The sequence below is a fragment of the Thermophilibacter provencensis genome (assembly GCF_030372065.1).
Classification (GTDB): domain Bacteria; phylum Actinomycetota; class Coriobacteriia; order Coriobacteriales; family Atopobiaceae; genus Thermophilibacter; species Thermophilibacter provencensis_A.
The window spans coordinates 100,660-115,187 of the sequence record NZ_JAUDEA010000001.1; the positions used below are offsets into that span (position 1 = coordinate 100,660).

Genomic DNA, 14,528 nt, shown 5'->3' on the forward strand with positions numbered 1-14,528 from the left:
TTTTTCTCGGCGTCGGACCCACCAGGAAATTGAGAAGGCCCTCTCAACACAAAGGAGGGCCCGGACCGTAGGGGGTAGACGGTCCGGGCCCAAATGACTCAAAAGGGGTCTTCCCCTTTTGGATCAGTGCATGCTCCAGGCGTGGTGATTGGTGTGGAGGAGCTCCTCGGCGCGCTCGGAGAGCGGCTCGCCAAAGTAGTCGCGATAGATGGCCGCGATGGAGGGGTTCTCGTAGGAGTTGCGAAGCTTGGCCCTGCGGTCGAGGCCCCAGAGGACGTCGCCGCGGGCGCCCGCGAGCTCCTGGCCGTCGTGGATGGGCTGGCCGCCGCCGCCCGCGCAGCCGCCGGGGCAGGCCATGACCTCGACGAAGTCATACTCAACCTCGCCCGCGGCAAGGGCGTCGAGCAGCTTGCCCGCGTTGGCCAGGCCGCTCACCACGGCAACGCGCACCGGGGTGCCCGCCAGGTCGAACGTGGCCTCCTTCCAGCCGTCCAGGCCGCGCACCGCTGAGAACGCGTCCGGACGCGGGGTCTCGCCGGTGACCACGTGGTAGGCCGTGCGCAGCGCCGCCTCCATGACGCCGCCCGTGGCGCCGAAGATCACGCCGGCGCCCGTTGCGGTGCCCAGGGGATCGTCAAACTCCTCGTCGGGCAGGGTGGTGGCGTCAATGTGCTCGGCGCGGATCATGCGGTCCACCTCGCGCGTGGTGATAGAGACGTCAACGTCCGCATCTCCGCAGGCGTCGTTCATCACGGGGATGGCAACCTCGGCCTTCTTGGCCGTGCACGGCATGACCTCCACGCAGAAGATGTTGTGCGGATCGATGCCCTTGAGCTCGGCGAAGTAGCTCTTCGTCACCGCGCCAAACATCTGGCCCGGGGACTTGGACGTGGAGAGCTGGTCGGTGAACTCGGGGCGCACCGCCTTGACGTAGCGCACCCAGCCCGGGCAGCAGGAGGTGAACATCGGGAAGGTGTTCTCGTCCTTGTGGGCGAGCTTGTGCAGAAGCTCGGTCCCCTCCTCCATGATGGTGAGGTCCGCCGAGAAGTCCGTGTCAAAGACGTAGTCCACGCCCATCTGACGCAGCGCGGCCACCAGGCGGCCGACGGTGGCCTCCTCGCGCGGCAGGCCCAGGCTCTCGCCCCAGGCCGCGCGCACGGCAGGCGCGATCTGCACCACGACGACCTTCTCGGGGTCGGCCAGCGCGTCGAAGACCTTCTGCGTGTCGTCGCGCTCGCGAAGCGCGCCCGTGGGGCAGTGCGTGATGCACTGGCCGCAGAGGGTGCAGTCGGACTCCTCGATCGTCATGCCGCCGCGCACGTTCACGCTCGTGTGGGTAGCGCGGTTGGCGAGGTCCCAGATGCCCAGGCCCTGGATCTTCTCGCACACCTGGATGCAGCGCAGGCAGTTGACGCACTTGTCGTTGTTGCGGATGAGCGGGAAGCTCTTGTTCCACGGGTCGTGCATGAGGCGCTTCTCGTAGGGGAGCTCGGCGATGCCGAGATCGTTGGCGAGCGTTTGCAGCGTGCAGTTACCGGAGCGCACGCAGCTCGTGCACTCAGAGTCGTGCGTGGCGAGGAGCAGCTCCATATTCATCCGGCGCGCCACGCGGACCTTGGGGCTGTTGGTCCGCACGACCATGCCCTCGAGCACGGTGTTGTTGCACGCGGCGACGAGCTGGTCGATGCCCTCGATCTCAACCACGCAGATGCGGCAGGCGCCAATCTCGTTGAGGTCCTTGAGGTAGCACAGCGTCGGGATGTTGATGCCCACGGTTGCGGCAGCATCGAGGATGGACGTCCCCTCGGGAACGCTGACGGCGCGGCCGTCGATAGTGAGGTTTACCACTGCTCGATCCTCCCCCCGCGGAAGGCCCCGAAGCCGAAGTGGTCGCAGCGCAGGCAGCGCGATGCCTCCTGGTGCGCCTCCTCGTCCGTGAGGCCGTTCTCGACGATGTCGAAGTCATAGATGCGCTCGTGAGCCTCGCGCTCGCGCATCTCGCAGCGCGCGCACGAGATCTTGCCCTTGAACTGGACGGGCGGCAGCTCGACGTCGAGCTCGATCTTGTTGTTGAAGCCGAGGTAGTTGTCGATGTTGCCCGCGGCGACCTTGCCCGCGTGGATGGCGCGGATGACGGTGGCCGGGCCGCTCTGGCAGTCGCCGCCAGAGAAGAGGCCGTCCTGGCCGGGCACGGCGCCGTCCGGGTCGGTGACGATGCGACCCCACTTGCAGGGCACGCCCTGCTCCTCAAAGGTGGCGGAGTCGATGTCCTGGCCAATGGCCACGATCACGCGGTCGCACGGGATGACCACGTCTCCGCCCTGGGCGGCACGGGGCGCGGGACGCCCGCGCTTGAGGCCGCCGATGATCTGCGGCTCAACCTTGAGGCCGCAGACGTGGCCGCTCTCGTCGACCATGACCTCCTTGGGCGCGTGCAGGTCCATGACCTCGCAGCGCTCGGCCTCGGCGCCGGCGATCTCCTCGTCTTGGGCGGTCATGTCGGCCACGCGGCGACGATACGCGATGATCACGCGCTCGGCGCCCAGGCGCACGGAGGTGCGGGCCACGTCCATGGCAACGTTTCCGCCGCCCACGACGGTAACGGTGAGGCCGCTGAAGTTGGGCGGGTTGTTGTCTCCCATGTCGCGCAGGAGCTGGACGGCGGACATGACGCCCTCGGCGTCCTCGCCCGGAAGGCCGAGCTTCTTGTCCGCGTGCGCACCGATGGCCAGGTAGACCGCGTCGTACTCCTTGCGCAGGCGGTCCATCTCCTCGCCGTCGACGCTGTGGTTCTTCTCGACCTCAATGCCGCAGTCGAGGATCCACTGGATCTCGGACTCGAGCTGCTCGCGCGGCAGGCGGTAGTTGGGAATGCCGTAGCGGAGCATGCCGCCGAGGTGGGCGCGCTGCTCGAAGATCGTGACCTTGTGGCCCATGAGCGTGAGGTAGTACGCGCAGGAGAGGCCAGCTGGGCCGCCGCCGATGACGGCGATGCGCTTGCCCGTGGCGGGCTTGATGTTGGGGCGGTAGTCGCCGGCGTGCTCCACGGCGTAGCGCTTGAGGCCGCGGATGTTCATCGGGTCGTCCACCATGCCGCGGCGGCAGTGCATCTCGCAGGGATGCTCGCAGACGAGGCCGCAGACGAGCGGCAGCGGGTTGTCCTTGCGGATGAGGCGCACCGCCTCGGTGTAGCGCCCCGCCTCCACGAGCGCGATGTAGCCGGGGATGTCCACGCCGGCCGGGCAGCCCGAGACGCACGGGACCGTCTGGTGCTGCGAGAAGCCGCACGCGTGCTTGGTCACGTGGTGCTCGAAGTCGTCACGGAAGCCGCGGACGGCCATGAGCGCAACCTCGCCGGCCTCGTAGCCGATGGCGCAGTCGCTCGACAGGTAGACGGTGCGCGCCGTGGACTCGATGAGATCTATCGTCTCCATCGTGGCGCGGTTGTTGAGCACGTCGTTGAACAGGTGGCGCAGCATCCGCAGGCCGTTTCTGCACGGCGTACACTTTCCACAGCTCTGCGTGGCGCACATCGCCACATAGGAGGCCGTGAACTCGACGGGGCACGGAGCGAGCGAGCTCACCGAGAGGCGCTTCTCGAGCATCTCGTGCATGCTCGACATGATAGCCTGGGTCTCGCTCTGCTCCATGACGTGCATTCTAGCCATAGGCCCTCTCCTTGCACTTCTGGAGTCCTGGCGCCGGGCCCCCTCGGCCACGGCACATAGTAGCCATATGCTACCGGAGATTCTCAGGCGTCCCTCAGGGTTTCGGCGAGAAGCCCGTTTGGCCGTGCGGGCGGGCACATCCCCTGAGGCCCGAAAACCGTCCGGGGGACCATACATTCCGCCAACCGAACCCTTATCGCTACCTGAAAGTCATCTGACATACTCACATCCTAAGGATGTCCCAACCGAGGGGAGAAGACATGAAGATGCGCTCGCTCAGGCTGCTTGCCTGCTCGCTCGTTGCCGTTCTTGCTGTTGCCTGCGGTCTTGTGCTGGGCGGGTGCTCCGGCGAGAGTCCCGAGAAAGTAATCCGGGAGGACCTCACCGCCAAGCTCGACCAGATCAAGAACGTGGACGACGAGGCCATCGAAGACCTGCTGGGCGCCACGGACACATCCGCCTTTGAGCAGCTGGGCGTTGATCCGACCGACTTTATGAAGGCGTTTCTCGGCGGCTTTGACTACACGATCGGGGACGTTGTGGTTGACGGAGACACTGCCACGGCCTCGGTGAGCGTTACCTGCAAGTCTCTTCAGACGATGCAGGGCGAGATCGAGGATCTTGCCTACGACCTCCTTGCGGACCCGGAGATCTACACGCTCAGCGAGGACGAGGTCATGGAGCGCGTCGGCTCGGCCATGCTCGAGGCGATTGAGGGCTCCGAGCTACACGAGTCCAGCTACGACTTCACGTATTCCAAGACCGACGACGGCTGGGAGATGGAGGACTCCGGCTCGGAGTTCATGACCGCCGCCTTTGCGTGACGCAGGTTGCGCGGGCGCCGATGGCGGCGCCCGCAGCGCGCGTCTACCCCAGGACCTCCCCGGCAATGCGCGCGGTCTCCGTAGCGTCCTTGGCGTAGAAGTCCGCACCGACCATCTGGGCATACTCCGGCGTGAGCACCGCTCCGCCCACGACGACCTTGCACCACGGCGCGCGCTCGCGCAGCAGCGCGATGGTCTCCGCCATGGCCGGGACCGTTGAGGTCATGAGCGCCGAGAGGCCCACCAGGCGCACGTGGCGCTCCTCGACGGTTTTGACTACGGTCTCAGGGTCAACGTCGCGCCCGAGGTCAACGACGTCAAAGCCGTAGTTCTCGAGCAGCATGCGCACGATGTTCTTGCCGATGTCGTGGATGTCGCCCTTGACGGTGCACACCACGACGGTGCCCTTGTCCGCCGTTGCCGCGCCTTCGACGCCAGCGGAGCGTATGGTCTCAAAGCCCGCCTTGGCCGCCTCAGCCGAGGCCATGAGCTGCGGCAGGAAGAACGTGCCCGCCTCAAAGCGACGCCCCACCTCATCAAGGGCTGGTACCAGCACCTCGTTGATCGCGAAGAGCGCGTCATGGTGGAGGAGCACCTCGGCCATGGCGTCTGCCATGGGGGCGGCGCGGCCGTCGAGCACCAGCTGGCGAGCGCGCTCGACGGGGTCGGCCGGAGCGGCGGCCGGGGCCGGCGCGTTCTTCTCGCCCGGCGCGCCCTTGCTGACCGCCGGGGCGGGCGCGGCATCCGAGCGGTCCGCGTAGTGCTCCACGTAGAAGCGCGCCTGCCCATCCTCGCCGGAGAGCACGCGCCAGGAGCTGACCACGTCCATCATGCGCTGCACACCGGGGTTGATGATTGCGAGGTCAAGCCCCGCGCCGAGCGCGGCGGCCAGGAACGTGGCGTTGACGAGCGGACGGAAGGGCAGGCCAAAGCTGATGTTTGAGACGCCGAGGACCGTGCGCACGCCGGGAAGCTCGGCCTTGACGGCGCGGATGGCGTCGAGGATGGCTCGCGGGGCGGACTGGTCCGTGGAAGCCGCCATGGCCAGACAGTCTATCACGACGTCGTGGCGCGGGATGCCCGCCTCCTCGGCCGCCGCCACGATGCGGCGCGCGATGGCAAGACGTCCCTCGGCGGTGGCGGGGATGCCGTCCTCGTCCAGCGTGAGGCCAACGACGGCGCACCCGTAGCGCGCGGCGATGGGCAGCACCGCGGCGAGCGACTCCGCCTTGCCGTTGACGGAGTTGATGAGCGCCTTGCCGGGATAGCTGCGGACGGCGGCCTCGATGACCGCGGGGTCCGAGGCGTCGATCTGCAGGGGCAGCGTGGTCACGCTGAGAAGCTCGCTCACGAGGCGGCACATCACGGCGCGCTCGTCAATCTCGGGGAGGCCCGCGTTGACGTCCAGGATCTGGGCGCCGGCGCGCTCCTGGGCGATGGCCTCGGCGAGCGGGTGGTCGTGGTTGCCGCTGCGCAGGGCATCCTTCATCTTGCGCTTGCCCGTGGGGTTGATGCGCTCCCCGATGACGCCGACCTGGCCCGCCTCGAGCGCAACAAGACGCTGCGGACCGGCAACGGCAAAGCAGTCGCGCACGCGGCGCGGGGCGGGGCGGCGGTCGATGAGCAGCGCGCGCTCCGCGGCGATGTGCTCCGGGGTGGTGCCGCAGCAGCCGCCCACGATGGTCACGCCCGCATCAAGCATGTCGGCAACCGCGCGCGCGTACTGCCCGGGTCCGATGTCAAAGACCGTGACGCCGTTCTCCACGCGCGGCAGGCCCGCGTTTGCCTGTACCATGACCGGGCAGCTCGCCCACGGGAGCATCCGCTCCACAAGGGGCGCCACCTCGGCGGGGCCGAGGGAGCAGTTGATGCCCACCGCGGCAGCACCGAGCGAGGAGAGAGTGAGCGCCGCCACCTCGGGCGTTGTGCCCAGGAAGGTACGGCCGTCCTCCTGAAAGGTCATCGTCACAAAGGCCGGAAGCTGGGAGTTCTCCTTTACCGCGAGGAGCGCCGCCTTGGCCTCGGCGAGGTCTGCCATGGTCTCGATGACGAAGAGATCCGCCCCGGCTGCCTCCGCGGCGCGCACCTGATGGGCAAAGAGCTCGTAGGCGTCATCGAAGGAGAGCGGGCCCATCGGCGCCAGGAGCTGGCCCGTCGGGCCAATGTCCGCGGCCACGTAGCGCGGGCGCGCCGCACGCGCGCAGGAAACCGCAGCAGAGAAGACCTCCTCAACAGTTGCGGCGTCTCCGAGCTTGGCGGCATTTGCCCCAAAGGTATTGGTGGTGACAATGTCTGCGCCGGCGGCCACATACGAGGCATGGATCTCCGTCACCTCTTGGGGATTGGAGAGACACAGCAGCTCCGGAAGCTCGCCGGCAGCGAGGCCACGCTCCTGCAGCTGCGTTCCCATGGCGCCGTCAAAGAGCAGGAAGCCCTCACCAGCAAGCGCGCTGCGAAGAAGGTCATGGCTGTTTTCGGTCTTCATGGGATTCCCCTCGTCGTGGTCCTCGCTCAATCCTAGCAGGCCGCCAAAGAATAATCGAAAAAGGTCTCTCGTGTAGCGCGCAGCCCCGCCAGCTGGAAAAACGCTCCTTCGTGTAGCGTTGTTTTCTAAGAAAAAACGAAGATGGAGCGCACGCCGGCCTCAACGGCCTTGCAAAAGGCCAGTTGGCTTGTGGACGATACTCAGGCAGGCCCCAAAATCGTGCTACACGAAGGAGCGTTTTTCCAGCTGGCGGGGCTGCGCGCTACACGAGAGACCTTTTTCCAAACGAGAGGTCTATTTCCCCGCCTGTCTCGATTGCGCAAAAGTCTCGCTCGTGCCACAAACGCTCTTTGCCGTGTGCAAAATCGTCGTTCGTGCCACATGAAAATGAGCGAAATTCGTGTTTTGGTTCCAAATTTGATGTTCTTATCTGGGAAAACTCCGCTTGGCTACTGACCCCACCTCTAAAAACTTGTGTCACGAGCGGCGATTTTGCGCACTAACTAACGCCCGCAGCGCCGGCACGTGCTGCGGAGCTCGCAGAACTCGCGGCGCAGGCACTCGTCGCAGATCACGTACTCACGCTCCGGAGGCTCCTCAAAGAGCCCAACCACCGCCGTCACGCTTTTCATGGGCGACATGAGCAGCGTCGGCGAGAGGGTAATCCCCAGCTGACGCCCGGCATCAAGTGCGGAGAGAAGCACCGGCTGCGTCAGGAGCGGCAGGTCGCCGTAACCTGGCGAGAAGCGTGAGCCCACGCAGAGCCCACGCTCCGCCGCCTGCGCCACAAGACTCGCCTCGGCGGCATCAGCCGCCCGTTCCACAAGCGCAGAGCCGGCCGCGTCCATAATCACCTCGGCCACACGGTCCGTGAGCGAGAGGCGGCGCAGCTCCGCATCCACAGGCGCCCCTACTGTCACGGCAAGCACACCAACCGCAACGGCGCCCTCAAGGTGCGCGGCAATGGAGTTCCCAACGAGCTCGAGCACCGTACCGGAAAGAGAGATCACGGGTAGGCCGTCCCTGCTCTCCCGCCCCGCAACCTCAAAGACGCGGGTCACGCCGCGCGGGCGAGCCACGGCAAGACAGCGATCAACGACCTCGCCGATGCGCGAATCAAGCTCGGGGGAAAGCGACTGACCAGAGTAGCCCAGGTAGCGCAGCACCTCAGCGCGGTCGACCGAGCGAATGTCGTACGACTCCGCCACCAGCCCTAGGCCTCCAGGTACCCGCAGGCAAGCAGCGCCTCACGCGCGGCATGGGCCACCGAGAGCTTGTTCATGCTGTAGACGTGCAGGCCGTCCACGCCGTTTGCCGCGAGGTCCGCAAGTTGCTCGCACGCGTACTCGATGCCGGCGCGCGCCTGATCGGCGGGGTCGTCCCCGGCGAGCACGAGCCGCTTCACGACCTTCGCCGGAATCGACGCGCCGCAGGTGAACGCCATGCGCTGGATCTGCTTGACGCTCGTGAACGGCATGATGCCCGCCACGATGGGAAGACGCACACGATGGCGCAGGCACTTCTCGCGAAAGCGATAGAAGTCCTCGTTGTCAAAGAAGAGCTGGGAGACCAGGTAGTCCGCGCCAGCCTCCTGCTTGAGGTAGAGCGCGCGGAAGCTCTCCTCCTCGGTGGGCGACTCGACGTGGCCCTCGGGGTAGCAGGCCGCGCCAATGCAGAGGTCCGTCCCGCGCTCGCGCAGGTAGGCGACAAGATCGGACGCATGGGCGAAGTCACGCGCCTCGCGCCCGGGGGCACGGTCGCCGCGCAGGGCGAGCACGTTGTCGATGCCCGCGGCCTCGAGCTGCGCCACATAGGCGTCAACGTCTGCCCGCTCGGAACCCAGGCACGTGAGGTGCGCGAGCGCCGTCACGCCGAGGTCGCGCTCGATCGACGCGGCGATGGGCACCGTGTTGGCCGAGTTGCCCGACCCACCCGCGGAATACGTGACGGAGATCCAATCGGGCCGGTCGGCGGCCATCTCGCTCGCCACCGCGTAGGCCGTCTCAAGCGGGAGCTCGCCCTTCGGCGGAAAGATCTCAAACGAGAACGTCTGACGCGCGGCGAGCTTGTCGCAGATTTTCATGTGAACCCCTCTCATGGCGTTTCTGCCATGGTAGCGATAAAGACGCCCTAGCAGCCGAAGAGCTCCGCCGCCGCTGCCATGCGCTCGGCCACGTGCACGCCAAAAGGACAGCGGCCCTCGCACGCACGGCACGCGATGCACTCCGCCGCCGTGGCGCCGAGCGCGCGGTAGTGCTCGCGCACGGAGTCCGGCACCTCGTCATAGCTGGTCGCGAGGTCAAAGAACTTGTTGACGGCGGCAATGTCAATCCCGCGCGGGCACGGCGCGCAGTGGCCGCAGTAGGTGCACTGCCCCACGTAGGCGTGGCGCGGCGCACCGGCGAGCACGGAGGCGTAGTCCTTCTCGGCGTCCGTTGCGCTCTCGTAGGCAACGGCGTCGGCCACGTGGGCGGGCTCGCCAAAGCCCACCATCACGCTCGCCACGGCGGGACGCGTGAGCGCATAGTGCAGGCACTGGACGGGCGTGAGCGCCACGCCAAAGGGCGACTGAGAGGCGTCGAAGAGGCGCCCTCCCATGTAGCCCTTCATGACGGTGATGCCGGTGCCCGTCTCCTCCGCGAGCGCGTAGAGCTCTGCGCGCTCGGGGCGCATGCCGTCCGTGGCGGCCTGCTCGCCGCGCTCGTCAAAGTACGCGTCGAGGTCGTCCGTGGCGGGCATCATGTCAAAGGCCGGGTTCACCGAGAAGAGGATCATCTCAATCTCCGGGCAGAGCACCGCGCGGCGCGCGATCTCAGGATTGTGCGTGGAGAGGCCCACGTGGCGGATGGTCCCCGCGGCGCGCAGCTCGCGCACGTAGGCCATGAAGGGGCTTCCCGCCATGAGCGCGTCAAAGTCGTCCGCGCGGTCCACGTAGTGGATCATGCCCAGGTCCATGTAGTCGGTATGGAAGCGGGCGAGAAGGTCCTCAAAGGCCGGGCGGACCTGCGCGATGTCGCGCGTGCGCACGTACTGCTCGCCCTGCCACGTGGAGCCAAGGTGGCCCTGGATGACCCATCGCTCGCGCCGACCAAGAAGCGCGTCGCCAAGATTGGAGCGACGCGTTGGGTCGGGCATCCAGCAGTCGAGGATGTTCACGCCCGCGGCCTCGGCCGCGTCCACCACGGCGCGCGCCTCCTCGGGCGTGCCGTCCATCCACTCGCCGCCAAAGCCAATCTCGCTGACGCGCAGGCCCGTGCGGCCCAGCTCCCGATAGCGCATACGACCTCCCTCTCCGCAGCCCGTACTCCTCCATCGTATCAGGACGCCGCCCGGAGGCGCCGCACGCTCGCCCCGCTCGCCGAGAAGATCTACCGCAAGCGACGCGTCGCTGTCCCCGTAGCGGAGTAAAGTAGCGTCAAGGACCATGTCAGAGCGCGACGAAGGGAGCACCCATGGACGACGTCCTCTCCTACCTCAAGGCAAGCTCCACCTACTACCTGGCAACCGTCGACGAGGCGGGCAACCCGCAGGTGCGGCCCTTTGGCACCATAGCCAAGTTTGAGGGCAGACTCTACATCCAGACCGGGCGCGTGAAGGCCGTCTCCGAGCAGATGCTCGCCCACCCGCGCGTGGCGATCTGCGCGATGGGCGCGGACGGCTCGTGGCTGCGCGTCGAGGCCGACGCCGTGCTCGACGACCGCCTGGAGGCGCGCGAGGCCGTGCTCGCGGAGTACCCCGAGCTGCAGCCGATGTACGCCGCCGATGACGGCAACTGCGAGGTCTTTGCGCTGGAGAACGGCATTGCCACGTTCTGCTCGTTCACGGCCGACCCGTACACGATCCGCTGGTAGCGCCCCGCGTTACTCACCAAACGAGAAGAGCGCTGCGCCCGAGCCCGCCTCGCGCCACTCCCGCACACGTGCCATGCGCCGGCGTATCGTGGGCGAGAAGGGCTCGGGAAGTGCGTCCGGAAAGAACCAGCCCACCTCGAGGCTCTCGTCATCGGCCACCCGCGGCTCCACGCGCCCGCCCTCGGCAAGGCGGCACACAAACGTGAGGTCCAGGTACTGCGTGCGATCCCCGTTGGCGTAGACGGTCTCGTCGTGCTGCGCGCTCACGCTCGCGAGCGCAACCGGCACAACGTCGACGCCCGTCTCCTCCGCCACCTCGCGGGCCACGGTGTCCGCGGGCTCCTCGCCCGGCTCGTTGATGCCGCACACGAGCGCCCACATGCCGTTGTCCGAGCGCCTGCCCAGAAGGACGCGCCCTTCGTCGTCCTCAACGTACGCGGTCACGCCGATGAGCCAGAGCAGGTCGTGGCCAATCTTCTCGCGCAGGCTCAGAATGAAATCCGGAGTGGACATGCGCCTCTCCCCTAGCCCAGGCGGTTGCGGTCGTTGCGGCCGGGAAACTCGACGTGAATCTTGCCGCCCTTGACAAAGAACCAGATTGCCACCACCACAAAGACCACCGGCAGCAGGCTCAGCGCGCCCGCAACCACGCTCACCACAAACGAGATGACGAGCGAGATGACGGCGGCAACAAGAAAGAGAGCGAGAAGCGCGGCAAGAAGCTGTGGCATGTGACCTCCAAACGATCGATGCGGAGATTGTAGCAGCTGGGTGGCTCGGGGCCCGCGGGCCTCACAGCTCCGCGCGACTGCCCGCGTGCAGGTAGCTCACGCGCGTGCCGAGCGTGTCGCGAAGCAGGGCAAAGGCGTCGGTTCCGGTGCAGTGGAACGTGAGGTAGCGCGCGGGCCGGGCGGCAAGCTCGGACGCAAGGGCTCGTGTGAGCCGGGCATCCTCAACGGATCCGCCGCTTGGGTCCATGAGGTGGAAGCCGGCCACCACCGCGTCGAGCGGCGCGCCCGCGATCTTCTCGGCGGCGTCCATGATGTTGAGGATCCCGCCGTGCGAGCAACCAGAGAAGAGCACGTACCTGCCGTCCTCATGCACCAGAAGGCTTTGCTCGTGCGCAAAGGAGTCTGGCACAAACGCGCCGTCGGCACCGCGCATGAGCAGGCGTTTGTTTGACTGCGCAGAGGGGTGTTCGCGACATGGGGTCGAGAAGAGCGTAAGCCCGGGCGCCACCTCGCACGTTTCCCGCAGCGCGACAACGCGGGGCTCCTCCTCCAGCGCCGGGTCCAGCCCAATGGCATGGTGGCTCTCGAGCGTGCCGGAGACGTGTTCCTCAAAGGAGTGTTTGCGCACGTAGACCGGCACGTCTCGTCGCGCGTCCGCGCAGGCGTCGAGAAACGCACGCAGTCCGCCGCCGTGATCATAGTGCCCATGGGAGAGCACCGCGAGGTCGGCAGTGGTCACGTCCACGCCGAGCGCTCGCGCGTTGGAGAGGAAGGCATCGTCCGGGCCCATATCAAAGAGGATGCGGCGGCCGTCGGCGAGCTCGATCCATAGGGAGAGGCCGTGGCGCGCCACAAGACGGCTCGAGGGCGTGCAGTTCTCCATGAGCACCGTGACGCGCATGTTCTTCTCGCCTCCATGATGAGAAGTGACCGTCACATTTCATCATACGCCCACGGGGTTCTCGGCTGCGCTCGCCGATAGTTTGGGGCGCGCGCCAACCGACGGGTATAACGCCAGTAAGCGTTGCGTTTGCGGCAAGGGAGGTAACCATGTACTTCAAAAACATCCTGGTTCCCTACGACGAGTCCGATCACGCGAGAAGCGCCCTTCACATTGCGATTGGGCTGGCGGGCGCCTACCCCGAGGCAAAGGTGAGCGTGGTGACCGTCATCCCCTCCGCCTCGCTGCCCAACCCAACGCTCATGGGCGAGGGGCTTGAGATTCCGTACGCGATGGGCGATCCGGGCAGCTACGAGCGCATTATGGAGTCCGTGGTGCAGCGAACCTGCGAGGACATCCAAGAGATGGTGCGGCAGTCGATTGATGACGCGCAGTGCAGGGTGGTCGCCGACGCCGTTATCTCAAACTCGCCGGTAGAGGGCATTGCCGACTACGTTCAGCAGCACGACATCGACCTCGTGGTCATGGGCAGGCGAGGCCTGGGTGCCCTTCGCGGCATGCTCGGCAGCGTGAGCTTTGGCGTGCTGCGCTCCGTCGACGTGCCAGTGCTCACGGTGAAGTAGCTCGCTGAGCGCGATAACCCCCCGGCCCCGGACTCCACATGCGCGGGTCCGGGGTTTGTCGTGTCCGCGCGGAAAAAAGCCTTTCGTGTAGCGTACGTAAGTGCCTGAGAGAAAAACCGTCGCTCGTGTAGCGTCAATTGAGGGTGATCAGAGTCATTTGATTCGATTTATTATATCATCAACTGGGAAAACGAATCTGGGCTACTCGAGGTCACCCTCAAAGCACGCTACACGAAGGAGGCTTTTTCCGTCCAGCCACGTTCGGCGCTACACGTAAGCGCTTTTTCCGTTTGCGCTCGTTCGAAAACCCCGCGAAAGCGGGATCTAGCGCACGAGAGGCGTCACGCTGCCCTCGACGAGCGCACATGCGCAGCTCGCGACCTCCGCAAGAGGAACGCTCCTGTCCGAGAGCAGCCACCACCGATACAGCGAGAAGAGTCCGCCAAGGCCAAACGCCAGCAACATCTCAAGCTGATCGTCGGTAAGGTCTCCGCGGACAAAGCCACGCTCGGAGATCTGACGTGTCAGCGGCCGTGTAAGGTGGTCAAAGAGCAGCTCGGAAGGCACGTGCTCGTAGTAGCGCTGCCGAAGCGAGGCGTTTTGGCTCAGGCGCTCGGCAAGAATGTCGAAGAAGGCCTGGAGCGGACGAACGTCCTCGCCTGCCCCAGCGCGAACGCGCATTGCCAGCTCAACCTCGTCGAGCAGCTCCGAGACCACCTCCTCGGCAATGGCGTCAAGGAGCCCGTCAACCGTACCAAAGTGCTGGTAGAAGGTCTTGCGGTCTACGTCCGCCTCGCGCGCGATGGCGCTCACGGATATCTCCTCGAGGGGCATGACGGTGATCAGGCGGTCAAACGCGCCCATCATGGCGCGGCGGCTCCGACGAACGCGACGGTCCACAGGCCGCTCGCTCTTCTCGCCCTGCTGCATGCTCACTCCCCCACCCCACGTGACGCTCCGACAAGCTCATTATGGTTCAAAGCCGGCACCACCTGCACACTGAGCCCGCAACGGGAAAGAGGCGGCACCGCAGCCGGTGCCGCCTCTCGGGGGCTTCTCGTTGCGTGATCCGCTAGACGAGCGGGAGTCGTGCGAGGCCACTCTGAGCAGCGAGCTCGGCGCGCGCCGGGGAGAATCCCTTGTCCTCCTCGAGATGCTTGACCTGAGACTTCGAGTCCTTGGCGAAGAGAATCTCAAACAGGTCGCTGAACTTGCTGCCCATGGTTTCCTCCTTTTTCTTGCCCTCTCTACCCGGGCTGGCAGGGAGGCCTTTGCTATCCACTTTAGAAATCTACTCGAAACACATTAGAAACACGGCAGATTTCTCCGACAAGGCAACTCTTCACTGTTTCTCCATACTATGTTCATGATTTGGTAAAGCATGAACATGTTTTCCCTCACTCCCCCACGATTTTGTGGAGTAATACACGCACCTCTCGTCCTCC

At 66.0% G+C, this 14,528-nt stretch carries 14 protein-coding genes; 3 read left to right on the forward strand and 11 right to left on the reverse strand.

The annotated features are described in order from the left end of the window. Window positions 1-123: 123 nt before the first annotated feature. Both QUW25_RS00505 and QUW25_RS00510 read right to left on the reverse strand, forming a co-directional pair. On the reverse strand, window positions 124-1,848 hold the full coding sequence (locus tag QUW25_RS00505; protein WP_289510276.1) for an NADH-dependent [FeFe] hydrogenase, group A6: 1,725 nt from the start codon (window positions 1,846-1,848) through the stop codon (window positions 124-126). Further along, window positions 1,842-3,668 (reverse strand): NAD(P)-binding protein, encoded by a 1,827-nt coding sequence (locus QUW25_RS00510; RefSeq protein WP_289510277.1) that lies wholly within the window; start codon window positions 3,666-3,668, stop codon window positions 1,842-1,844. Before QUW25_RS00510 ends, QUW25_RS00505 begins: the two co-directional genes overlap by 7 nt. A 260-nt stretch (window positions 3,669-3,928) precedes the next feature. On the opposite strand from QUW25_RS00510, the gene QUW25_RS00515 reads away from it, so the two are divergent. Further along, window positions 3,929-4,492: a DUF5105 domain-containing protein gene (locus tag QUW25_RS00515; RefSeq protein WP_289510278.1), complete on the forward strand. Its 564-nt coding sequence runs from the start codon at window positions 3,929-3,931 to the stop codon at window positions 4,490-4,492. A gap of 43 nt (window positions 4,493-4,535) precedes the next feature. On the opposite strand, the gene QUW25_RS00520 is transcribed toward QUW25_RS00515, so the two are convergent. The 4 genes from QUW25_RS00520 to QUW25_RS00535 form a co-directional block, all read right to left on the reverse strand. Beyond that, the gene (locus QUW25_RS00520; RefSeq protein ID WP_289510279.1) at window positions 4,536-6,977 is read right to left on the reverse strand and encodes a homocysteine S-methyltransferase family protein; all 2,442 of its coding nucleotides are present in this window, start codon (window positions 6,975-6,977) and stop codon (window positions 4,536-4,538) included. A gap of 503 nt (window positions 6,978-7,480) precedes the next feature. Further along, complete coding sequence (locus tag QUW25_RS00525) at window positions 7,481-8,185, reverse strand: hypothetical protein (protein ID WP_289510280.1); 705 nt, start codon at window positions 8,183-8,185, stop codon at window positions 7,481-7,483. 5 nt (window positions 8,186-8,190) lie between these two features. Beyond that, window positions 8,191-9,060 carry a methylenetetrahydrofolate reductase gene (locus QUW25_RS00530; RefSeq protein WP_289510281.1) on the reverse strand — a complete coding sequence of 290 codons (870 nt, stop codon included), beginning with the start codon at window positions 9,058-9,060 and terminating at the stop codon, window positions 8,191-8,193. Window positions 9,061-9,107: 47 nt separating this feature from the next. Further along, complete coding sequence (locus QUW25_RS00535; RefSeq protein ID WP_289510282.1) at window positions 9,108-10,256, reverse strand: aldo/keto reductase; 1,149 nt, start codon at window positions 10,254-10,256, stop codon at window positions 9,108-9,110. 173 nt (window positions 10,257-10,429) lie between these two features. On the opposite strand from QUW25_RS00535, the gene QUW25_RS00540 reads away from it, so the two are divergent. Next, complete coding sequence (locus QUW25_RS00540; RefSeq protein WP_289510283.1) at window positions 10,430-10,828, forward strand: pyridoxamine 5'-phosphate oxidase family protein; 399 nt, start codon at window positions 10,430-10,432, stop codon at window positions 10,826-10,828. Window positions 10,829-10,837: 9 nt separating this feature from the next. Here the strand turns inward: QUW25_RS00540 and QUW25_RS00545 are convergent, their stop codons facing one another. The 3 genes from QUW25_RS00545 to QUW25_RS00555 all read right to left on the reverse strand — a co-directional run bounded on the left by QUW25_RS00545 (window position 10,838) and on the right by QUW25_RS00555 (window position 12,460). Continuing rightward, window positions 10,838-11,341: an NUDIX hydrolase gene (locus QUW25_RS00545; protein WP_289510284.1), complete on the reverse strand. Its 504-nt coding sequence runs from the start codon at window positions 11,339-11,341 to the stop codon at window positions 10,838-10,840. 11 nt (window positions 11,342-11,352) lie between these two features. Then, complete coding sequence (locus QUW25_RS00550; RefSeq protein WP_289510285.1) at window positions 11,353-11,559, reverse strand: hypothetical protein; 207 nt, start codon at window positions 11,557-11,559, stop codon at window positions 11,353-11,355. A 61-nt stretch (window positions 11,560-11,620) separates the two neighbouring features. Next, entirely contained in the window at window positions 11,621-12,460 is an 840-nt protein-coding gene (locus QUW25_RS00555; protein ID WP_289510286.1) for an MBL fold metallo-hydrolase, read from the reverse strand. 149 nt (window positions 12,461-12,609) lie between these two features. On the opposite strand from QUW25_RS00555, the gene QUW25_RS00560 reads away from it, so the two are divergent. Continuing rightward, window positions 12,610-13,083, forward strand: a complete 474-nt coding sequence (locus tag QUW25_RS00560) for a universal stress protein (RefSeq protein ID WP_289510287.1) — start codon at window positions 12,610-12,612, stop codon at window positions 13,081-13,083. A 324-nt stretch (window positions 13,084-13,407) separates the two neighbouring features. Here the strand turns inward: QUW25_RS00560 and QUW25_RS00565 are convergent, their stop codons facing one another. Both QUW25_RS00565 and QUW25_RS00570 read right to left on the reverse strand, forming a co-directional pair. Further along, complete coding sequence (locus tag QUW25_RS00565; RefSeq protein WP_289510288.1) at window positions 13,408-14,013, reverse strand: TetR/AcrR family transcriptional regulator; 606 nt, start codon at window positions 14,011-14,013, stop codon at window positions 13,408-13,410. Window positions 14,014-14,155: 142 nt separating this feature from the next. Next, window positions 14,156-14,305, reverse strand: coding sequence for a hypothetical protein (locus QUW25_RS00570; RefSeq protein WP_289510289.1), 150 nt, complete (start codon window positions 14,303-14,305; stop codon window positions 14,156-14,158). Window positions 14,306-14,528 lie beyond the last annotated feature (223 nt).